The following is a 22,026-nucleotide window of genomic DNA, read 5'->3' as shown; positions in this document are numbered from 1 at the left end:
TTTTTATTTATTTTCAAAATATCAAAAGTTTTTTATTTATTTTTCGAAAAACTATTGACTATGATAATGATAACCATTATCATTTATTATGAAGCCAACAATTGATGAATCAACCAAACGCTCAGTAACATTGTTACCCCTCTTTTTCATATAGAAAAGCATTGTACATTCCCCCTGTTTGTACAGTGCTTTTCTTGTTTGTATTTATTCAAATAAATTTAATTGCTCTGGTTTCGGCTCGCCATATGTAATATTCGCCATTTCCATCAACTGTTTCGCATTGTCCGCCGCATCCCCACCCGAATTATTGTTAAACAAAACGTATATGTCCTTAGTCTTTTTTTTCAATTGCTCTAATCGGTTTACCCATTCTTTCAACTCATTATTATTGTAGCGATATAAACAACGAACCGCTCTCCAATTTTCTCCTTTGTCAAGCCATCCATGAACATTCCGGCCATGAAAACGTATTAACGCCATGTCTGAATTTGTTGCCTCTAATACAAGCGGTACTGATCCTATTCCTGCCTGAGGCTCATCGCAAATTGTATGAATCCATTTTTCTTGTTCTAAAAATTGTAACGTCTTATCTCTCATCTCTGGATAAAACCATGTTTGATTTCGAAATTCTATTGCACATGGGAAATCTTCCATTTTTTCTTTCGTGTACCGAAGTAAATCTACATTTTTCACTTTACAATCGAACCATGGTGGATATTGAAATAAAATCATTTTTAATTTATTCGCTGCTATTAAAGGAAGAATTGATTGTTTATACACATCAAACATCTCATCGAACGTAGAAAAAGGGATTTCCCCTTTCATATGTCCTGTCATTCCTTGATAAGCTTTTACTATAAAAGAAAAATCTTTCGGCGTTTCCATCGCCCATTTTGTATAATTCCGCGCAGGTTGTATCGCATAAAATGAACTATCTACTTCCACAATGGGAAAATGTTCACTATAAGTTCGCAATTTATTTCTATTTTCATAGGGATTACTATATAAAGAATCATGATCTCCCCATCCCGTCACTCCAATAAAAAACAAACGTATTCCTCCCTTCCCAACTTCAGCTTACACTCATTCTATATTACTTCACAAAAATACCATCCGATCACTTTCATAAAGTCGCTCTTTCTTTAAGAGTATCCGTATAAAAATATGATATACTAGATGGAAGAATTTTTAAATTGAGGAGTTATTTATTTATGCTTCAAGACGATATTATTTTATCTCATGAAAATCGAATAAAAGAATTGGAAAATAAAGTACGGTTATATGAAGAACTTGTAAATCAATTACCACATCATTTCACATATAAAAATCCACATATTGGTTTGCAAATAAAAAAAACGAGAACATCTCATTCTATTCAACACATACAACAAAAAGATAAAGAGCCTACCTTTCAGCTTATTTGCGATTCACTATTTTTATTTGAACAACTAGAAAAACATTTTGTTCATATTTTCGATGCATTCTCGCATCACGTCACTTTTATTGATAATAAAGGTAACATTACATTATGTAATCAAGCTGCAGCAGATGATTTTGGTGTAATACGAAATTCTATAATTGGAAAACCAATTCAACAATTACTAAACTTATCTGAAGAACAAATTAAAGCTATTGAAACGTTAAAAACGGGAACCGAAATATATAATGAGGAAGTGTTAGACAAAAACTATGGCATCGTAAATAACCGTATTATTCGTGATTATAATGGGGAGATTTTTCGAGTTATTAGTGTATTTCATTATTTAAATACAGAACGTGATGCCGAAAAGTTTTCCCTAGCTGGGCGAATTGCAGCTGGGATTGCACATGAAGTACGAAATCCCCTTACAACGGTACGTGGGTACTTGCAATTTCTACAAGATAGCGTTTCTCCATCCAATAAAGAATTGTTTAAAAGTCTACTCATCCCTGAATTAGATCGTGCCAATAGTATTATTACAAAATTTTTAGCTATTTCAAAAACGCGTGAATTTACTAGAGAACATTTTCCAATCAATACGTTTTTACGCGAGTATATTCAACAACTACTTGCTAGTGAAGTTTTTTTGCACAACATTTCTATTGACTATGATTTTTCTACCGAATTAGATGGTGTACTCGTCAATATTGATCGCCATGAACTCGTGCAAGTTTTTTTAAATTTATTTCAAAATGCTGTCGACGCTCAAGGTGAAGAACCTCTTTCTATTCAAATTACTAGTTATCGCTTAGATAATTTTGTTCGTATTACTTTCAAAGATAATGGAACCGGCATTCCTCCAGCTATTCAAGAATATATATTTGATCCGTTTTTCTCTACAAAAGACTCAGGAACGGGACTGGGATTATCAGTAACGAAGAAAATTATTCAAAATCATAATGGCACATTAAAAGTTACTAGTAATCAAAATGGTACAACTTTCACTATTTCTATCCCAATTTTGCCTAAAACAAACCATGAAAGAATTAATCATTAACAATGTTGGACTGTTCCACGAACTGCACGCCAATTGTTAGATATAACCTAACAATTGGCGTGCAATTTTTTTATTACAGCCTATTCTTTTTTTTACTTATATAAATCTTTCTCTACCTCTTAATTTTTCTTTGTTTTCGCAAGATGGGTAAACTTCTTATTTTTTGAAATAGTAGTTTGTCCATCACGAATTCAGTTTAATTTTCATTTTATTATATAGTAAAGGCTATTTATTCTATAAAAGAAATGAATGAACAAATGTCCAACAAGAATAAAGGGAAAGTATTCTATGGTAATGATTGTTGCGAAGTAAGAGCTTGCAGTTATATTAATATCTCTAAGTCCGAACTTAAAGAGTATGTTAGACTTCTTCAAGCTCTTGGTCAAAATATTCAAGCTGTATTTCAAAATCCTTCTCAAGATAATATTGATAAACTAATTGATATCCTAAATAATCTTCAAAAATTCCTCAATTGCTTAGATTTATCACCTGCACAAGAACAAGTCGGAAACTCTATTATTGCTAACTTATTAACTATCCTAAAGACATCACCTTTCTCATGCGGAGCATTATACGTTGAACTACAAAGTCTGCTTAATTATTTATTGTATATTGCTAAGTTATTCAAAATCGATTGCTGTACTATCGATAAACTCGTTAAGCTCATTACAGAAATTCAAGCTATTCTAGTGCAATATGGATCAGGTTGCCTTGGCGGAGGAACAATAGGTCCTACGGGAGCTACTGGACCTCAAGGGGCTCAGGGACCGGCTGGCGCTCAAGGCGCTACTGGACCTCAAGGGGCTCAGGGACCGGCTGGCGCTCAAGGCGCTACTAGATCTCAAGGTTCTCAAGGACCGGCTGGATCCCAAGGCGCTACCGGACCTCAAGGTTCTCAAGGGATTCAAGGACCAGCGGGGGCTCAAGGCGCTACTGGACCTCAAGGTTCTCAAGGGATTCAAGGACCGGCTGGATCCCAAGGTGCTACTGGACCGTCGGGCACACCACTCACTGTAACTATAGCAGCAATAGGAAATTCTAATCCACAAACCATATCAACTGGAACAAATATCCAATTCAATCAAGTTTTCGAACTAAATAATCTCTCTTTTAATGACACTTCAGATACTTTAACTATTTTTGAAACAGGAGTATACGATATTAGTTTCTCTGCATCTACAACCTTCCCGGGTTCTTCACCTTTTGGATTCGGTATTTCATTCAACGGTCAACCACCTACTCGTAATTTTTCAACTAACGTTATCGGTAGTGCGATTTCTTTCTCCACAATTATTACTTTAACAGCTGGTACAACAATCTCTGTACAACCTACAGTAAATACTATTTCCATCCCTAACACTGGTGACACAACAGCTACACTATCAGTCTTCCGAATTTACTAACTTTTAGTTTTTATCTTATTTTTGAAAGACAAAGAATGTTTAATTTATAGTAATTTGTATTATTTTGATTGCATGTTAAATCTCTCTTTTAATAAAAAGGAGCACTTATTTTGGAGGATAAGTGCTCCTTCTTTACGTTTCTTTACTTCAAATTTACTCTAGCTTAATCCTCTTTTTGTATGATAAATAGTGAAGACAAAGACATGAAAGAGGGATGATAATGAGAATTATATCACTGACACGTTTTTGGTTTGTTCTTATGGTTTGCATAATTTTATGTATAGGGTTTCTTTTAACTCTAAAATATTCAAATGTTTCAAAAGCAGAAAGAAAAACAATTCCATACGAACTTCTGTATACAAAACAAAACAACATCCCGTATTCCTCTTCCACACAAAATGAAAAAAAAGTTATAAAAGGAATGCTTATTACAGAAGCTTCTAGTTATGAAAACCTACTTCAAATCGCTGAAACGATTAAAGATCAATATAAAAATAAAGACGTTGATGAAATAACACTCTCTATCCATAATGAAAATACTGGAAGTTTCGAAGAGGAATTACCATATGAACCTATTAGTAAAGGAATAATAACCGTCACGTTTGATTCTCAATCCTTCGGCAGGACCAATGTTACGCTAAATAAATAAACTGAAGCTTTAATAAGTGGAGCTTTTCCCATCCCCACTTATTATTAAGTTAAACCAATCAAATTTTTATAGGCAGCTCGATTCTCACCTAACTTCTTTTCTGTTGCCACATTTTGAATCGAGATAAAATCACTCATTTCTCATAAAAAAGAGGCGAACTCGTTATTCGCCTCTTTTTTTACCAAAATGGAATCCACTCTTTTACTTTATCTATCCATTCATTTTGCTGTTCTTTTCTTTGTTCTTCCTCTTCTTTTCGTTTTTTCTCTTCTTCTTTCCTTCGTTTTTCTTCCTCAATCGTTTTTAATTGTTTTGTATAATCCGCCTCAGGTATTAGTGATAACTGAAATGCCTTTTGAGTTGGATTTCCATTCGCTTTCTTCATAATGTCCCGAAACATTGTCGTTGTAATTTGGCTGCCTCCTGGCACATAATGCTCACTATCCGTTTTATCATACCCTACCCAAATCGCACCTACTAAATCCGGTGTGTATCCAACAAACCACGAATCCTTCGCACCAGTGCTTGGTCCATTTACAAGCTGGGTAGTCCCTGTCTTGCCTGCGGTATCGATATTATTAACTTTCGCTTTTTCACCTGTTCCCCTTTCAATAACACCTTTTAATAAGTATGTCATCTTTTGGGCAACTTTCTCATTCGTCACACGAGTTTCTTTCTTATACCATTTTCCAATTGTTTCCCCTTCAGCATTTTGGATTTCTCTAATGGCATGAGCTTCTACTTGGACACCATCATTTGCAAATGCGCTATACGCTTGAGCCATTACAAATGGTGAAGTCCCTACATGCATACCCCCTAAAGCAATCGGATACGTACGGTCTTCAGGATCTAATGGAATACCAAACCGCTCTAAAGATTTCAATCCTTTATCTAATCCAATTTGCTCTAATAGCCAAACTGCTGAAACATTATATGACTTTGCCACTGCTTCATACATCGTTACATTACCATGGAACGTATGATCACTATTTTGTGGTGCATATTCTTTAATATTAAACGGTTCATCTTTTAAGACATCGTATACTTCATATCCTTGCTCTAACGCTGGTACATACACTGCAAGAGGCTTTAACGTTGAACCTGGCTGTCTTTTTAATTGTGTTGCATGATTAAACTGTAAAAATTGATAAGGACCTCTACCTCCAACTAAAGCCGGAACACCGCCAGTTTTTGGATTCATAAGGACCACTCCAGTTTGCATAAGCTGATCTGAACCACTATCTTTAAAATAACTATCATTATTCACAACATCTTCAACCGCTTGTTGTTTTTTCGGGTCAAGTTCCGTATAAATACGATAACCACCTGCTAAAATTTCATTTTGTGTTAATTCATACTTGTCCATCGCTTCTCTAACAATATAATCTACGTATTGAGAATATTTCCCCTTATATTTATCGTCAACACCACGTCGTAATACAAGACCTGATTCTTTCTCCTGACTATATTGTTCTTCAGAAATATACCCTTGCTCCTTCATTAAACCTAATACGACATTACGTCTTTCAATTGATTTATTAAAGTTTTTATACGGCGAATACGCAGATGGCGCTTTAATTAATCCTGCAATCGTTGCAGCTTCTGAAATTGTTAAGTCTTTTACCTCTTTATCAAAATACGATTTAGCTGCTCTTTTTATCCCCCAAGCACCTTCACCAAAATAAATTTGATTCATATACATTTCTATAATTTCATCTTTTGAATAAGTACGCTCTATTTTTTTTGTTAAAAAGTATTCCTTTATTTTACGTGAGTATGTGCGATCTTGTGTCAAAAATACATTTTTTGCAAGTTGTTGTGTAATTGTACTACCACCTGCCACAACTTCACCAGCTGTAATGTTCTTAAATACAGCACTTATGATTCCACTATAGTAAATACCATGATGACTAAAAAATTCCTTATCTTCTACTGCAACAATTGCTTGAACCATAATATCAGGAATATCTTTCCTTTTAACTCCTTCTGTTTTAGAAGAAGCTAATTTAGTCGCAACTTCATTATTTGCATCATAAATTAAAGTTGGTTGTGGAACAGCTTGTTTTAATTCAGATATATCTTGAATGGAAATTATTATATTTACAACAATAAATAGAGTAGCAAGTAAACTTCCCAATACAATTAATGAATTGCGTAGTTTCTTCCTCTTATTGAACCACTCAAGCATTTTTTTAAAATGAGTGTTCTTCAATTTCATTCGTTCACTTCCTTCATTTGTTTACACTCTTTTTTTTAAAAGGAAGAATATACCTCCTTTTAAATTTATTATAATAACGTAGTCATTCCTATAGTGTAAAGCTTTTCTTTCACATTCATACTTTTCACAAGAAAAGGACATTCTACAAGTAAGATATTCACTATTCAGTATTAATATTATTAATACAACAATGTGAGTTATGTTAAGTTTTTGTAAACTTTTCGATAAAATGTTTTAAAAAACGACAGTTTTTTGTTAGAATTGATTAGCCAATATATTTTACATATATTACTTTTGTGGGGGTAACAATAATGGTCTTTAAATCAAAGAAAGATAAATTTTCTGAAATGCTAATGAATGTTTCCGAAAATTTAAAAGAAGGCGCGCAGTTTTTCGTGGAGTATAAAATTAAAAATGCTAGCGATTTAAAAGAGTTTTCTATGCGCATGAAAGAGTATGAGTCAAAAGGTGACTCATTCATTCACGAAATCATTATGGAGCTAAACAAAGCGTTTATTACTCCTATTGAACGTGAAGACATCCTACAGCTTGCAATGAGTATGGATGATGTATTAGACGGATTAGATCACAGTGCTGGTCTATTCGAAATGTATTCTATTACAGAAGCTGATGAATACATGATTAAATTCGTTGAAGCAATTAATCAATGTGCAATTGAGATTGCAAATTCTGTTGAACTACTGTCTAAAAAGAAATTAGTCGATATTCGTACAAATGCGATTAAGATTAAGGATTACGAGTCACAATGTGATGATATTCGCCGTCATGCGATTAAGCATCTATTCTCTCGTGAGAAAGATCCGATTAAGATTATTCAATTTAAAGAGATTTACGAAGAGCTTGAAGAAGTAGCTGATAGCTGTCAAAGCGTTGCAAACGTATTAGAAACAATCATTATGAAGAACGCGTAAGGAGTTTGATCATGGATACACTCTTGATACTGACCGTTTTAGTAGTCATTTGCGCTTTAGCTTTTGACTTTATCAATGGATTTCACGATACAGCAAACGCTATTGCAACGGCTGTTTCAACGAAAGCTCTAAAGCCTAGACATGCAATTGTTATGGCAGCTATTATGAACTTTTTAGGTGCGATGACATTTACAGGTGTAGCAAAAACTATTACAAAAGATATCGTTGACCCGTTTGCCTTGCCAAATGGTTCTCTTGTAATTTTAGCTGCTTTGCTTGCGGCAATAGTCTGGAATTTGCTCACTTGGTACTATGGCATTCCAAGTAGTTCTTCGCATGCAATCATTGGCGCAATCGCTGGTGCAGCAATTGCTGCTGCTGGTATTAGCTCATTAAACTATAAAGGGTTTATAAAAATTCTTGAAGCTTTAATCATTTCACCGATTATCGCTTTTGTTATTGGTTACATCGTATATAGTATTTTTAAAGTGGTCTTTAAAAACTTTAACTTAACGAAAACGAACAAGAACTTCCGTATATTCCAGATTTTCACTGCAGCATTACAAGCTTACACACATGGTACGAATGATGCACAAAAAGCAATGGGAATCATTACGATGGCTCTTATGGCCAATAACTATCATACTTCTGACGACATCCCGTTCTGGGTACAATTATGTTGTGCAATCGCAATGGGTCTTGGTACTTCTGTCGGTGGATGGAAAATTATTAAAACTGTCGGTGGACAAATTATGAAAATTCGTCCTGTAAATGGTGTAGCTGCCGATTTATCATCATCACTTGTTATTTTCGGTGCAACATTCATTCACTTACCGGTTAGTACAACGCACGTTATCTCTTCTTCTATTTTAGGGGTTGGTGCTTCACATCGTGTGAAAGGTGTAAAATGGGGAACTGCAAAACGCATGTTAATTACATGGGTTATTACACTTCCTATTTCAGCTTCTTTAGCTGCATTATTTTACTACTTATTACACTTAATCTTTTAATCAAAAGTCGTCTTCCTTATTTTTCTAGGAAGACGACTTTTTTGTGAACAAGCCTATTTCTTATTAAAAAGCGTGTATAATGATTGATGGATAAGTTATATAGAGGAGTTGGCAATTTTGGAATACATCATGTTACTTTTCATCGGATTAATCGCCGGGACAGTCGGGAGCCTAGTCGGACTTGGAGGCGGAATTATTATCGTTCCGTTATTAATTGGATTACACAGTTTATCACCACAACTCGCAGTAGGAACTTCTATGGTAACCGTCGTTTTTACGGGGCTGTCTTCTACCCTTACTTATATGAAACATAAACGGGTAGATTATAAAAGTGGACTTATTTTATTTATCGGGAGTGGCCCTGGTGGTATTATCGGATCATGGGCAAACAAATTTTTAAACCAAGATACATTTTCTTTATACTTTGGGATTTTTCTTATATTCGTCTCCATTCTTCTTATACTACGAGACAAATTGAAACCTCTTTCCCTATCAAATATGACTGTAATTAAGCGATCTTTTACAGATAACGAAGGAAATACTGTAGACTATCAATTCCCACCATTTCTCGCTATCTTTATTGCCTTTATAGTTGGATTTATATCCGGATTATTCGGAATCGGTGGTGGCGCCTTACTTGTGCCAGCGATGATGCTTCTTTTTGCGTTCCCAGCACACATTGCTGTAGCAACTTCAATGTTTATCGTATTTCTCTCAGCAATTGTAAGTTCTTTAACTCACATCTCTCTAGGAAATGTCAGCTGGGCTTATGCATTAATTCTTATTCCTGGTGCATGGATTGGCGGAAAAATCGGGGCTTATATTAACACAAAATTAAGTGGTAATGCAGTAATTAATTTATTACGTATCACATTAATTATTCTTGGAACTAGATTAATCATTACTTCATTTTTATAACGCGTTCTTTCTAGAATGCGTTTTTTCTTATACACATGAATATAAAAAGGCTCCTAGGAGAACAAATAAAACTAAACAAACACTTAATAGCATAAAATTTGAAATATGTACTTTCTTCAAGTTGATCACTCCTATAGCTATGACTGTTATCTTTATGATAGCGAAAAAACAGTTATCTTACAGTTACAAAGTGCTAACAATGCAAAATCATTTATTACAAATTTTATCCTTATATTTCATTTCTTTGTATAATCTATCGATTCAATAAAAAAAGATGTCATATTGACATCTTTTTAGTGAAGAAGTGACCATCCCATAAAGTCTTCATGTACTTGGCACGCCCTCTTATCGTTTCGATCATATAATTCAGCATAACTATCTGTTTCTTCATCATAAGCCATCGTATAAATAATTTGGCCGTCTATTTCAACGGATAAAACGACTCCACCTTTCATCTCTTCTACATGAATGATAGCATTCGCCGGAATTCTCATATCCGTCATCTTCATCGCATCTAACAATATACTAAACCCCCTACAGCGTATTCATTGCTAGTACTATTACACACTAAATAGTATACTACTGTAATAGCATACATTTCGTCAATGAAATTACTGTTTAAAAAGCATATTATCTTTATACATATACGCTAAAATATAAGAAATAGAAATATTTTAATGGGGGGCTAACATTGATTCTACATAAGGGAGATATATTATTCCGTCAAGGTGAGGACGGTCCTTTATACTTTATAAAAACAGGTTTATTAAAAGTTATTCGATTAGAAGAAAACGGAACACCATTTTTATTTAATATTATCGTTCCTGGTGAAACGATACCTCACCATTCTTTAATTTCACCGAAGAAATATCATGGTACAGCTATCGCTTTAATGAAAACAGAAGTGGAGCCTATAATTAGCAATGAATGGTACGACAAACTTCAAGCAAATCCTGCATCATATGAAAATATCGCTATACAATTACAATCGAAGTTAAGAATGATGCAACAGCGTATCGATCAATTGACAACTGTCTCTCCTAAAGAGCGCCTTCATCGTTTACAAGAATGGTTCACCTTATATTTAGGTGACATCCCTATTTATGAAATATTAACACAAACTGAAATTGGTCAGCTCATAGGTGTACGCCGCGAAACAGTTAATCGCTTATTAAGAGAACAAGCAAAAAACGAGGTAAAATAATACCTCGTTTTTTGCTTGGCAACATTAATCTATTGTAAGCTTGCTGCGGGACCGAAAAATTCATAATGAATGTTCTCTTGTTTAACACCCAAATCAATTAATGCAGCATTTATATGCTTCATAAATGGTACTGGACCGCAGAAATAAAATTCTGCTTCAGTTGTTGGAATAATAGTTTGTAACCATTCACGTTCAATGAATCCTTCTTTATCAAAATTCTTCATTTCCACATCTTGCTCTGTCGGTGAAGAATAGCAAGTATATGCTTTAACTTGTTCATACTCTTTTTCTACTGTCTCAACATGCTCTTTCATCGCATGTGTATTACTATTTATCGCCGCATGAACAAAGCATACATTACGCTTTGATTCTTGTTCAATTAGCGTATTTAACATGCTCATCATCGGTGTAATCCCTACCCCACCACTAATTAGTACAACAGGTAATGTTGAATCCATATTTAATACGAAATCTCCCGCTGGTGCACTTACTGGTAAGACATCTCCTTCCCCTACATGATCATGTAAGTAATTAGATACTTTACCATCTGGTGTATCTACACCTTTTTCTTTCTTTACACTAATACGATAATATTCTTTTCCTGGAGCATCAGACAAGCTATATTGACGATTATGTGTATATGTTTCACCTTTAATATTTATTTGAATCGTTACATATTGTCCTGGGATGAATGAAGAAACTTTCCCGCCATCTTCAGGTTTTAAATAAAATGATGTAATAACGTCGCTTTCCTTCACTTTTTTAACAATCACAAAGTTGCGGAAATCTTTCCATCCACCTTCTTTATGTGCAGCTTCTTCATACATACCCGCTTCAATGCTAATGAATGCATCAGCAATGACGCCATACGCTTCTCCCCATGCATTTAAAACTTCATCAGGTGCTCCTGCGACCTCTTTAATCGCTCGTAGTAAGCATGTACCTACTATTGGATAATGCTCTGCTTTAATACCTAAACTTCTATGCTTATGACCGATTTGTTTTACAACTGGAATAATAGCTTCTAAATTATCAATGTACGTTGCAGCTGCATAAACAGCGTTTGCTAACGCTTGTTGTTGTCTTCCCTTTTTCTGATTCGTATGGTTGAAAATATTCAATAACTCCGGATGTTCCGAAAATAAAATTTGATAAAATCTCGTTGTAATTTCAACGCCTTTTTCCTGTAATAACGGTACTGTTGACTTTACGATTTCAATTGTTTTTGCACTTAACATTGTATCCCACTCCTCTATTTACTTAACTGTTTTTAGTTTAACTGAATTGTATAATACATATTGTGATTTTAATCACTATTAACACGGTGTTTTTGTGAAAAATATATGAACAATGCACATATTAAGTAAATTTTAATTAGCCCTCATTAATTGTGCTCAAAAAAAGCTAACTAGAATTCTAGCTAGCCTACTACTTTGTTTGTATCGCTTGTTCAATTACTCTTATATTCTGCCCATCTCCAAACTCTGTATACCCCCATATATTCGTTTCACCTTTATATTTATTCACAAGTATATCCAGGTCATGGTATACGCGATGAGCATAGATTACATACTCCATATTCTGAAGCTCCACACCTTTTTTTACAATTTCATAACTTCTATTCACATCGCGTTTTATTTTTTCATTTTTTATTTCTTTATGTATATTTTTTAAAGAGGCTTCTTGCTCTTGAAACCATTGTTTAAAATGTTTCCAGTCCCCATCTGTATATTTCTCTGCCTTACCATAATTCAAGAAATTATTATAACTTTCATGTGTCGTACGAACAAAATCGAGTGTCTTCTTCTTCTCTTGTACCTCTTCTATTTGTGCTACTGTATTTACTCCAGCAGACTTATTCGCATAATATAATAGTACTTTCATAAGACTATAGCTCGCTATTGCCATCACAGTAATAGTTACCAATACACTTAACAATCTCTTCATATACAGAACCCCTTTTCTACTATGAATATTACAATGTACTGTTACACTTGTAACATTCTCTCGTAGAAATATAATTCCTGTTTAAATCCTTCTTGTCATTTCGACACTATTTCCCTACAAACTTCTCCTTGGTAAATGCTCTTGTAAAACAACATAACCTTCATAAGCTGTATAACCGAGTATAGCCATTAATCCGATATAACAAGCAAATACTGTCCATTTCGTTTTCGTATCGACTTTATAATAATTTTCTTGTTGTTCTTTTTCTGTTTCCCATTCATTTAATTTTCTTTCTGACATTTCAAATGCTTCTCTTATATGAATTGTATGCATTTCTTTTTCATCTTCATATGGGACATAATCAAGCGGCTCAAACTTTGGTAAAAGGTACTCTAGCACTTCAATCTTTTGAAGTTCTCCTGTTTTTAATTCTTTTTCACGTTCTCTTTGTCTTAATACATTCATCTCATGGTGAATCATATAAATCGTTCGATGCACCGCACCAGTTTCTTTTAATTCCTCTTCAAGCCTAGCAACATATGCTTTCATTCCATCGATTCTATATCCTAATTCCTTAATCGGCTCATCTCTCTTTATTACTCTATATAGTTCCATGCAGCCGATAATAACAATAAATCCTCCCAAAATACTCTTATAGTAAATAGAATAGCCGAGTAGTAAAACTAGCCCTGCTCCCCAAATTTTCGTACTTACAACTGAAATTATTCGTCCACCATCTAACGGAGAAACTGGAATTAAGTTAAAGAAATTAATCATACTGCCAAGTAAAATAATAAGCGCCCAAAACGGCTCTTTCGTTACCAGATAAAGTGGAATCGCGGGTAAAAATGAAAGCAATCCGAAAAGAGGTCCCATATAGGCAATGTATGCTTCATCTTTTGCATTTTTCGGCATCTCTTTCATCCCAATAAGGGCCCCCATAAAAGGTATGAAGATTGCTGGCGATGTTGGTATACCTTTCTTTCGCGCTGCCCATAAATGCCCCATCTCATGTACAAACAACAAATAAACGAGTGCTACCCCAAACTTCCAACCATATATGACTGCGTATGCACCAAGCGATAAAAACATACTAAATACAGTTGAAAATTTTGCTAACTTAAAAATGGCAAATACCCATTTTAACTTAGACAGTAAAAATAACCCTATTGCAACGATAACTCCCCATAATCCTTTTTTATTATTTTTCATTTCCCTCTCCTTTATCTCGCTTTACTGAGTCATATACACTCATCAAAACTTATTCTTTTCTCTATTATGACATATTTTTTTCTATTGTTAGAAATAATGTTTATTTCATCCATTTTTAGCCAAAAATAAAAATAAAAGGAGGTAAATACAAATGAAATTACAATCTCTTATGATAGGCGCTCTATCGTTTTTAGCTTCAACTCTTATTTTTTATACCGTCAGCTACGTATTGTTATTAGATTGGTTGCCAAATCACTTATTTATAGCCCTTATTATTCTTTCTGCTCTTATGATTTCTTTTCTAATTACACGAAAATCAATGAATGAGCCCTCTGCAAAAGCAAAATAATAGAGGGGGACCTTTCCCCTCTATTATCATTTCCTAGGAAAGGCCATATAGACTTTACGATTCATATTTATCCCGCTATTTGCGGGCAGTAAGACTCCCACCTCAAAATTCAGCTGGAGCAAAGAAGTTAGGTGGGAGTCGTGCTAAAATCAGCGGGGGATTCCCCCCCATTGATTAAAGTTTCACTTTATCTTTGTAAATTCATTTTTTCACCATACTCTTTAACAATTTGAATAATGTTTTGAAATGCTCCTACTTTTTCTTTCTTACTATTTAATATTTGTAAATCGTAATTATCATAATAGGTTTCTAGTGATTTTAATTGTGATTCTGAAGCATCTTTTATCGGAACAGTAACATTCAATTCATACTGTTTATACCCTTCCTTTACTTTTTCAGCTGAAATCATTTCACTATCTTTTGCTCCAATTAATTTTTGAACCTTTTCCGGGAAAATCAATTGCAAATAATATTCTTGTTCCTTTGCTAACTTATTATATAGTGATTGTGAAATCGTATAACGTACCGTATAATTTATTTTTTGATCGCCTGCTTTAATATGAAACGCGGTAATCTGCAAATCTTTTTTCGTTACTTCCGTTAAAGGCCCTACTTGCATCTCATCTTCTTTTTGTTCTGGAATCTTTGGAAATATAGCCAAAAGTTTTTCAGTATCTTTTTCGTTCAGCATATACATATCTTTCTTATATTGAATCCATCCTCGGCGATCTTCTCCTCTTAACCATGCATAATATGTTTCAATTTTCCCATCTCTACTAATTTGTATTTCATATTCCGGTTCACCAAAACTACCCGTTACTTCTTGTTTTTCCGCTTTGTTTATAATATCCACCACCAACTCCGCATCCATTTTCTTTAAATTTTTTTCTTCTTTACCTTTTTGTATAACAGTTATTTGTAATGGTTCTTTCACTTCATTCACTGTCTCCTCTACTTGTTTCGATTCCTTCTTTTGCTCGGCTTGACCACACGACGCGAGTAAAATAACACATAAAAACATTAAATATTTCCCTTTCAAATTGATTCTCCTTTTCCAATAAGAAATTCTTATAATCCTCATGCATAAAACAAAAACGTTACATTATATAGAATGAGCTATACTATACACTGAAGGGAGGATTTTACAATGTCCATTAATTTTCATGATGCAAATAATAAGTATACGTATGCAAATCGTAACGCACATATTTCATGGCAGGAAACAATAAACAATATTGTAGATGTACAAAACAAACAAGTAATTGATATAGGTTGTGGTGGAGGCATTTATACGAAAGAACTTGCTCTTATGGGAGCCAAAAATGTTGTTGGGCTTGATTTTTCAAAAGAAATATTACAAGCCGCAAAAGAAAATTGTAATGCCTTCCCAAACATTTCATTCATTCACGGTGATGCGCATAACATTCCATATCCTAACGAATCATTCGACCTTGTCATTTCTCGCGCAGTCATCCATCATTTACAAGATGTTCCTACATTTATACGAGAGGCTTCTCGCATATTAAAACAGGACGGTACACTTATTTTACAAGACCGAACTATTGAAGATTGTACAATTCCAGGAAGTCCTGAACACATTCGTGGATACTTTTTCTCTGTATTTCCAAAACTCATTGAAATAGAATCAAAAAGAAGACCAAAAACCACTACTATACAGCAAGAATTACAAAAATATTCTCTTCAAGTGTTCCCCATTCAAGCACACTGGGAAGTACGAAAAACACATGATTCTGTAGAAGCATTGCTGCAAGATTTATCTCCTCGAACCGGACGATCCATTCTATATGAATTAACAGATAATGAACTTTCTCAACTTCTACATCATATCCAAACGGCATTACAAAACGTCTCTCCTATCATCGAAAGAGATCATTGGACAATTTGGAGCGCTAAGAAATTGTAAGGAAGGAAGCCTCACAAAATAATGTGAGGCTTCCTTCTTTCATAATCTAGTTTTGCAACACTCTTGATATCCTCCACTCCTGGCCTGCGCACTTCCACACTTCGGACATACTAAATATCTAGACTGATTTGTCAACAAACTACCTTTTTGAAAGAGTAAAACTTCTGCTTGTTTAAACGAACGCGAATAATATAACCACATAAAACCAATTATAGCAATAATGCCAAATAATACTCCCATCGCAAGCATTTCAGTCACCTCTTTTGGTTTGTTCTTTCCAGCAAGTGGATTGTTGTATTATTCTCTGTAAATTCAAATAATTCCTCCCTTACTCCTATAAATATCGATTTTCTCCATAAACTTTACAATTCTCTATAATGTTTTACAGCATTTTTACAAACAGCATTAACCCTTATATTCTCAGCTATATTTCTACAGGAAAGTGTATTTCCCAAAAAATATGTTGACTTTCTAAAAAAAACATGTGAAAATATTGTCAGAATACTTAAATAAAAATTCATTGACGAGAACGAGTACGTTACAGGGCTGTTCCCCAGAGAGTTGGTATTTTGCTGAAAGCCAATGCTCAGTTCGTAACCGAAAATCATCTCCGAGAAGTAGAACCGAATGCTGAAGTAAGTTCTTACCGGTCGTCCTCCGTTACAAGGAACACGTATCATGTTGTACGTTGTAAGCCGTATACATATAAATATATTTCTACATGTATAAATTAGGGTGGTATCGCGGGTAAATATAACTCGTCCCTTTCTTAAGGGACGAGTTTTTTGTGTTCTTACAATGAATTTACAAAAAAGGAGGCAAAAACAATGAACACTGTATCAAAAAAACATATTTTTTTCACAGGTCTTATGCTATTTTCTTTATTTTTTGGAGCAGGTAATTTAATTTTCCCTCCAATGCTTGGACAAAATGCTGGTGAAAACTTTTGGCCAGCAATGATTGGTTTTTTACTAACAGGAGTCGGCTTACCGCTACTTACTGTTATCGCCATTTCTCTATCAGGAAATGGAATGCAACAACTTGCAAGTCATGTTCACCCATCATTCGGAATATTCTTTACAGTAGTTGTATACATTGCAATCGGTCCATCTATGGGCATCCCACGTGTTGCTAATGTCGCTTATGAAATGGGAGTTAGTTCTTTCTTACCAGAAACTATTCGCTCTAGCAGCCTAGCGCTATTTTTATACACAGTCATCTTCTTTGCTATCGTATTTTGGCTTAGTTTAAATCCTTCTAAACTCGTCGATCGTATCGGAAGCGTATTAACACCTATTTTATTACTCTCTATTTTCTTATTATTCGTTAAGGGTGTATTTACCCCCCTCGGGCAATCCGGACCAGCAATGCAAGAGTATCAAATTTCTCCAATTTTCAAAGGTTTTATGGAAGGATACTTAACAATGGATACCATTTCAGCACTTGCATTTGGAATTATCGTTGTAAATACAATTCGCTCAAAAGGTGTGAATGACCGTAAATCCATTGCCATCGCAACAGCAAAAGCAGGACTTATTGCCGCTACCGGTCTCGTACTTGTATATGGTGCACTTGGCTGGCTCGGTACAACTAGTGTCTCTCTCGGATACGCAACAAATGGCGGACAGCTACTTACCGTTATCGTACAACAATTACTCGGTCCATATGGTTTAATTCTATTATCTCTTATCGTTACACTCGCTTGCTTAACAACATGTATTGGACTTGTATCTGCATGCAGTCAATACTTCTCAACATTATTAACGAAATTTTCATATAAAACGTTAGCAAGTGTCATTTGCTCGTTAGGATTATTAGTTGCCAACTTAGGTTTAACAAAAATTATCGCAATCTCTGTTCCTATTTTACTTGTTGTATATCCAATTGCGATTGTACTCGTATTACTATCATTACTTCATAAATATTTCGGTGGATATCGTTCTGTTTATGTAGGTGCGTTAATTGGATCTGCAGTTGTGAGCGTATTTGATGGTTTAAAACAAGGGAATATTCCTGTTTCATCTATCACATCTTATTTCGAGTTTATTCCATTATATAATGAAGGAATTGGATGGTTAGTACCAGCATTAATTGGGGCTATTATCGGTTTTGCTATCGCAAAATTAAGTGGTGCCAAAGCAGTACCATTAACGGATCATTCACCTGAATCGAAAGTATCATAAAAAAACTCCCATTTTGGGAGTTTTTTACATTTGATAAGAAGTACGATTAAAGCTACTTACTTTATAAGCTTTCGTATAGTAATCAATATTCGTATCCACTGTTTCTACTTTTACAACATCATAGCAATCTTCTTGTTTTACTAGAAATAAATAATATTCTTCTGTCGCCTCAATAATTGCAATACGATCTGTTTCAATATCATATTGTTCACAAAGTGCTTGCAACGCATTCACATAGTTACCTAATTTTTTCGTTTCATCCATTCCAAATATCGTTTGAACTAACATACACTCTCTCCCCTTTGTATGTACTGTTAACGCCTTAATGATAACGCTTACATAATTAACCGTCAACAAAAAGCTTTGACCATATATAGCCAAAGCTTCCTTCTTATTTCGTCAATTGGTGTCTAAACGCATAAATAACCGCCTGTGTCCGGTCACTTACATTTAGCTTATTTAATATATTACTCACATGTGTCTTTACTGTTTTAAGGGCAATAAACAACTCATCTGCAATCTCTTGATTACTTTTCCCCTCTGCAATTAATAACAAAATTTCAGACTCTCTTTCTGTTAACTCCTCATGCAAAGGTTGTTCTTTCTTCTGACGCATACGAGACATCATTTTTCCAGTAACTTTCGGCTCTAATACCGTTTCCCCATCATAAGTAGCTCTTACAGCATCTGCAATATCACTCGCTCTTGATGTTTTTAATAAATAACTTGTCGCCCCCGCCTCAATAACAGGATATAACTTTTCATCATCTAAAAAGCTCGTGACAACTACAATTTTCGCTTCTGGCCATTCTTGAATAATAGCACGTGTCGCTTCAACCCCATCCATCTCATCCATAACAAGGTCCATTAAAATAATATCCGGTCTTAATTGCAAAGCTAACTCTGAACCTTTTCTTCCATTTTCAGCTTCTCCAACTACTTCAATATCTGGCTGCGTTGATAAATATGCTGATACACCCATTCGAACCATTTCATGATCATCAACTAGTAATACTTTTATCATGATTCTCCCCCTCTCTCAATCATAATAGGTACTTTCACTTCTATTTGCGTACCTTTATTCGGAAAACTAAGAACTTTTAATGTACCACCAATTTCATGAACTCGCTCTTGCATTGACCTTAAACCGTATGAACCAGCCTTATTAACACCAACTTTAAACCCAACACCGTCATCAATAATTTTCAAAATCGCATATTGATCAATTTTCCGAAGGCGTACTTCGGTTTTCTTTGCCTTCGCATGCCGTAAAGTATTAGACAGCGCCTCTTGTACAATACGGAATAAATGATCCTCTACACCTTTTTTTAATTGAATCGGTTCAATTAACCATTCAATTTTCATATGTTGCTTTCTAGACAGTTCTGTTAATAATTCTTCTATACCCTCTGTTAGTTTCTTACCTTCTAACTGCACTGGGCGTAAATGAAGGAGCAATGCTCTCATTTCTGATTGTGCATTTACAACCATATTCTCAACAAGCTGCAACTGTTTTTTCGTCGTGTCTGGAATTTCAGCTGCTTGCTCATTAATGGCTGACATCATCATCGACATTGCAAAAAGCTGCTGACTTACAGAATCATGTAGCTCTCTCGCTAATCGATGCCTTTCTTGAGAAATCGCTTCTTGTCTCATCTCTTCATTCCAATGGGCTCGTTCATTCGTTACTTTTTGAAATAGCCCAGCTTGCTCCTCTAAGCGACGAGCAAGACCAATTACTTTTCGTTCCACTTCATGAAATTCATCGTCCGCAGTAAATGAAACATCACTCGGAAAATTCCCTCGCTCTACTTCAAATAGAAAAGTATTTAATCCTTGTATACGCTGTTCTATATAATAACCGATTGCATATCCTACAATTCCTCCGATAAGAAGACTCGTACTCATAATAAACAAGCCAATTGGAACAGAAGCAATGGATTCTTTCCATAGTAAATCATAAACTTGTTGCTCGCTTTTCCATACATATACAATTGTACAAATAAGTGCGATACTAACAGAGGACAACATAGAATAACGAATATACATCCACGAAATATTCCTTTGTTTTTTCATTATACTTTCCTCACTTCCGTATCGCCTACGACAAGCGAAGAAATAATTTTAATACGACGAGGGGCTTCTTTATACTGTTCTGTTCTAAACGTAACATTACGGTTAAATCCAGTTTCTTCGTGTCCTGGCAGGAGCACTCGCCCAACAATAACAGAATGATTTAAAGACAATTCAATATCATATGGTACATATAAGCGAATATTACCAATGACGCCCCGAATCACAATAACCGTTTCTCCCTCTGGAATCATAGCAGTTGTTAAATCAATCTCGACGTCACAAGCACCATATTGGACGTTAATATCCTCTATTTCATAAATATGATCCATCATTCGTACATTACCTACAAACATATTTTTTATATACGGTTCTGTACGATATATTTGTTTTTCTTCATTTATATATCCCTTTTCTTTAATTTCAACTTTCATTGCTTTTTGCCGATGTCCTTGTTGAATAAGTTGATAACCAATTAAAGCTAAACAAGCAAACACAACAAGTACGAATGCCGCTGATGAAAATAAGAAGAATAAGAAGACAATACCACCGACAAATAAAAATACATTCCCTCTTACATAACGGTTCTTCTTTCGATAATGTCTTCCAAACATAATCATAATAAATGCAAATATTAGACCACCTGGTTCAAAATGTCCAAGTATCATATCAAGAAAAAGACCGAATCCAAATATGATGAGGAGCATCCCCATAAATTGTGTTTTTGAAAATTGCTTCTTCATTTCAGCTCCCCCCTCCTTGTCACATATACATAGAAGAAAAGGCATTGCTTTCCAACACCTTTTCTCCTATCACTATATCATAAGCCTGTTTTATTATATACTACAATTATTTTGTTACTTCTTTCGTTAACGATACTTCATTTTTCTCTTTCATTTCACTCTCTAGTTTTGCAATTTTCATATCAAATGTATCACGCTCATGCTCTTCATTTATACGAAGCTCTATGTCACGAATGTGATCTTCAATTTCTTCGAATCGTAAGAACGGATTATTTTCATCCATTTTATGCATAGCAGTATTCATACGGCGGTTTGCATGCGCCATATTTTCGCGTGCCATTAATTCCATACGCTTTGCGTTCATTTCTTTTAATTTATTTTTCATTTCTGAAAGACGACGCTCTAACTCATCAATTTGCTCTACAACACCAGCATACATTTCTTCTAAGCGAGTTACTTGCCCTTCATAATACGCCACTTCTTCTAATGCACGTTCATGCAATTGCAATTCGCCTGCTTCTTGTGCGATGATAGCTTGCTTTGATCTTTTATTAACGAAATAACGTGCTTGCTCAAGCTCACGAGCGAAGTTAGATTTTAATGTTTTATGACGCTGAATTAACTTCTCAATTTTTGTTATTTCACGCTCACTATCGCGTAAATATTGGTTTAACATAGCAATTGGATTTTTTCTTTCTTTCTCATCTAACACATTATGAAAATCAGCTAAAATTGCATCGCGTACACGTCCGAATAAAGATTGTTTCATTATAATCTTCCTCTC

23 protein-coding genes and 1 other annotated feature are annotated in these 22,026 nt (G+C 34.7%); of the genes, 10 read left to right on the top strand and 13 right to left on the bottom strand.

The genetic code is table 11. From position 1 onward, the window contains the following. Positions 1-204 precede the first annotated feature (204 nt). Positions 205-1,050 (bottom strand): DUF72 domain-containing protein, encoded by an 846-nt coding sequence (locus MHB76_RS07285; protein WP_078174427.1) that lies wholly within the window; start codon positions 1,048-1,050, stop codon positions 205-207. Positions 1,051-1,211: 161 nt separating this feature from the next. On the opposite strand from MHB76_RS07285, the gene MHB76_RS07280 reads away from it, so the two are divergent. From MHB76_RS07280 to MHB76_RS07270, 3 genes are all read left to right on the top strand, one after another. Beyond that, a complete protein-coding gene (locus MHB76_RS07280) occupies positions 1,212-2,477 on the top strand; it encodes a PAS domain-containing sensor histidine kinase (RefSeq protein WP_078174428.1) in 1,266 nt (421 codons plus the stop codon). Between the two features lie 257 nt (positions 2,478-2,734). Further along, on the top strand, positions 2,735-3,880 hold the full coding sequence (locus MHB76_RS07275) for a Gly-Xaa-Xaa repeat protein (protein WP_078174429.1): 1,146 nt from the start codon (positions 2,735-2,737) through the stop codon (positions 3,878-3,880). 220 nt (positions 3,881-4,100) lie between these two features. Then, on the top strand, positions 4,101-4,529 hold the full coding sequence (locus MHB76_RS07270; protein ID WP_002158629.1) for a hypothetical protein: 429 nt from the start codon (positions 4,101-4,103) through the stop codon (positions 4,527-4,529). Between the two features lie 178 nt (positions 4,530-4,707). Here the strand turns inward: MHB76_RS07270 and MHB76_RS07265 are convergent, their stop codons facing one another. Beyond that, entirely contained in the window at positions 4,708-6,747 is a 2,040-nt protein-coding gene (locus MHB76_RS07265) for a transglycosylase domain-containing protein (RefSeq protein WP_002158630.1), read from the bottom strand. Positions 6,748-7,058: 311 nt separating this feature from the next. Here MHB76_RS07265 and MHB76_RS07260 point away from each other — a divergent pair, with 311 nt between their 5' ends. The 3 genes from MHB76_RS07260 (at position 7,059) to MHB76_RS07250 (ending at position 9,607) form a co-directional block, all read left to right on the top strand. Beyond that, positions 7,059-7,679, top strand: a complete 621-nt coding sequence (locus MHB76_RS07260; RefSeq protein ID WP_000231445.1) for a DUF47 domain-containing protein — start codon at positions 7,059-7,061, stop codon at positions 7,677-7,679. A gap of 11 nt (positions 7,680-7,690) precedes the next feature. Next, positions 7,691-8,689, top strand: a complete 999-nt coding sequence (locus MHB76_RS07255; protein ID WP_002149443.1) for an inorganic phosphate transporter — start codon at positions 7,691-7,693, stop codon at positions 8,687-8,689. A gap of 117 nt (positions 8,690-8,806) precedes the next feature. Next, entirely contained in the window at positions 8,807-9,607 is an 801-nt protein-coding gene (locus MHB76_RS07250) for a sulfite exporter TauE/SafE family protein (RefSeq protein WP_002158631.1), read from the top strand. Between the two features lie 293 nt (positions 9,608-9,900). Here the strand turns inward: MHB76_RS07250 and MHB76_RS07245 are convergent, their stop codons facing one another. Further along, complete coding sequence (locus tag MHB76_RS07245) at positions 9,901-10,128, bottom strand: hypothetical protein (RefSeq protein ID WP_000883004.1); 228 nt, start codon at positions 10,126-10,128, stop codon at positions 9,901-9,903. Positions 10,129-10,298: 170 nt separating this feature from the next. On the opposite strand from MHB76_RS07245, the gene MHB76_RS07240 reads away from it, so the two are divergent. Continuing rightward, entirely contained in the window at positions 10,299-10,811 is a 513-nt protein-coding gene (locus MHB76_RS07240; protein WP_340986095.1) for a Crp/Fnr family transcriptional regulator, read from the top strand. Positions 10,812-10,840: 29 nt separating this feature from the next. On the opposite strand, the gene hmpA is transcribed toward MHB76_RS07240, so the two are convergent. The 3 genes from hmpA to MHB76_RS07225 all read right to left on the bottom strand — a co-directional run bounded on the left by hmpA (position 10,841) and on the right by MHB76_RS07225 (position 13,970). Further along, positions 10,841-12,049, bottom strand: coding sequence for an NO-inducible flavohemoprotein (hmpA, locus tag MHB76_RS07235; RefSeq protein ID WP_002201174.1), 1,209 nt, complete (start codon positions 12,047-12,049; stop codon positions 10,841-10,843). A gap of 190 nt (positions 12,050-12,239) precedes the next feature. Beyond that, the gene (locus tag MHB76_RS07230; RefSeq protein WP_078174431.1) at positions 12,240-12,758 is read right to left on the bottom strand and encodes a hypothetical protein; all 519 of its coding nucleotides are present in this window, start codon (positions 12,756-12,758) and stop codon (positions 12,240-12,242) included. Between the two features lie 114 nt (positions 12,759-12,872). Continuing rightward, the gene (locus tag MHB76_RS07225; RefSeq protein WP_002158635.1) at positions 12,873-13,970 is read right to left on the bottom strand and encodes a site-2 protease family protein; all 1,098 of its coding nucleotides are present in this window, start codon (positions 13,968-13,970) and stop codon (positions 12,873-12,875) included. Positions 13,971-14,121: 151 nt separating this feature from the next. Between MHB76_RS07225 and MHB76_RS07220 the strand changes: the two genes are divergently transcribed. Continuing rightward, positions 14,122-14,319: a hypothetical protein gene (locus tag MHB76_RS07220; RefSeq protein WP_000776287.1), complete on the top strand. Its 198-nt coding sequence runs from the start codon at positions 14,122-14,124 to the stop codon at positions 14,317-14,319. Positions 14,320-14,506: 187 nt separating this feature from the next. Here the strand turns inward: MHB76_RS07220 and MHB76_RS07215 are convergent, their stop codons facing one another. Continuing rightward, positions 14,507-15,358 carry a hypothetical protein gene (locus MHB76_RS07215; RefSeq protein WP_078174432.1) on the bottom strand — a complete coding sequence of 284 codons (852 nt, stop codon included), beginning with the start codon at positions 15,356-15,358 and terminating at the stop codon, positions 14,507-14,509. A gap of 108 nt (positions 15,359-15,466) precedes the next feature. Between MHB76_RS07215 and MHB76_RS07210 the strand changes: the two genes are divergently transcribed. Beyond that, entirely contained in the window at positions 15,467-16,243 is a 777-nt protein-coding gene (locus MHB76_RS07210; RefSeq protein WP_078174433.1) for a class I SAM-dependent methyltransferase, read from the top strand. A gap of 39 nt (positions 16,244-16,282) precedes the next feature. On the opposite strand, the gene MHB76_RS07205 is transcribed toward MHB76_RS07210, so the two are convergent. Beyond that, entirely contained in the window at positions 16,283-16,492 is a 210-nt protein-coding gene (locus MHB76_RS07205) for a hypothetical protein (protein WP_000880631.1), read from the bottom strand. A 262-nt stretch (positions 16,493-16,754) separates the two neighbouring features. Then, positions 16,755-17,012, top strand: a binding site (T-box leader). 58 nt (positions 17,013-17,070) lie between these two features. Between MHB76_RS07205 and brnQ3 the strand changes: the two genes are divergently transcribed. Beyond that, the gene (gene brnQ3, locus MHB76_RS07200; RefSeq protein WP_078174434.1) at positions 17,071-18,426 is read left to right on the top strand and encodes a branched-chain amino acid transport system II carrier protein BrnQ3; all 1,356 of its coding nucleotides are present in this window, start codon (positions 17,071-17,073) and stop codon (positions 18,424-18,426) included. A gap of 24 nt (positions 18,427-18,450) precedes the next feature. Here the strand turns inward: brnQ3 and MHB76_RS07195 are convergent, their stop codons facing one another. The 5 genes from MHB76_RS07195 to MHB76_RS07175 form a co-directional block, all read right to left on the bottom strand. Continuing rightward, positions 18,451-18,807: a DUF3992 domain-containing protein gene (locus MHB76_RS07195; protein WP_078174435.1), complete on the bottom strand. Its 357-nt coding sequence runs from the start codon at positions 18,805-18,807 to the stop codon at positions 18,451-18,453. 10 nt (positions 18,808-18,817) lie between these two features. Beyond that, entirely contained in the window at positions 18,818-19,450 is a 633-nt protein-coding gene (locus MHB76_RS07190) for a response regulator (protein WP_000598709.1), read from the bottom strand. Then, positions 19,447-20,502 carry a sensor histidine kinase gene (locus MHB76_RS07185; RefSeq protein WP_002011673.1) on the bottom strand — a complete coding sequence of 352 codons (1,056 nt, stop codon included), beginning with the start codon at positions 20,500-20,502 and terminating at the stop codon, positions 19,447-19,449. Before MHB76_RS07185 ends, MHB76_RS07190 begins: the two co-directional genes overlap by 4 nt. Next, positions 20,502-21,242 carry a cell wall-active antibiotics response protein LiaF gene (liaF, locus tag MHB76_RS07180; protein ID WP_002126337.1) on the bottom strand — a complete coding sequence of 247 codons (741 nt, stop codon included), beginning with the start codon at positions 21,240-21,242 and terminating at the stop codon, positions 20,502-20,504. Before liaF ends, MHB76_RS07185 begins: the two co-directional genes overlap by 1 nt. Positions 21,243-21,348: 106 nt before the next feature. Then, complete coding sequence (locus MHB76_RS07175) at positions 21,349-22,011, bottom strand: PspA/IM30 family protein (RefSeq protein ID WP_002011675.1); 663 nt, start codon at positions 22,009-22,011, stop codon at positions 21,349-21,351. Between the last annotated feature and the right edge of the window lie 15 nt (positions 22,012-22,026).

The sequence above is a fragment of the Bacillus sp. FSL M7-1345 genome (assembly GCF_038006985.1).
GTDB lineage: Bacteria > Bacillota > Bacilli > Bacillales > Bacillaceae_G > Bacillus_A > Bacillus_A cereus_U.
The sequence above is the reverse complement of the archived record's forward strand: the minus strand, read 5'-3'. Positions and strand labels throughout refer to the sequence as shown.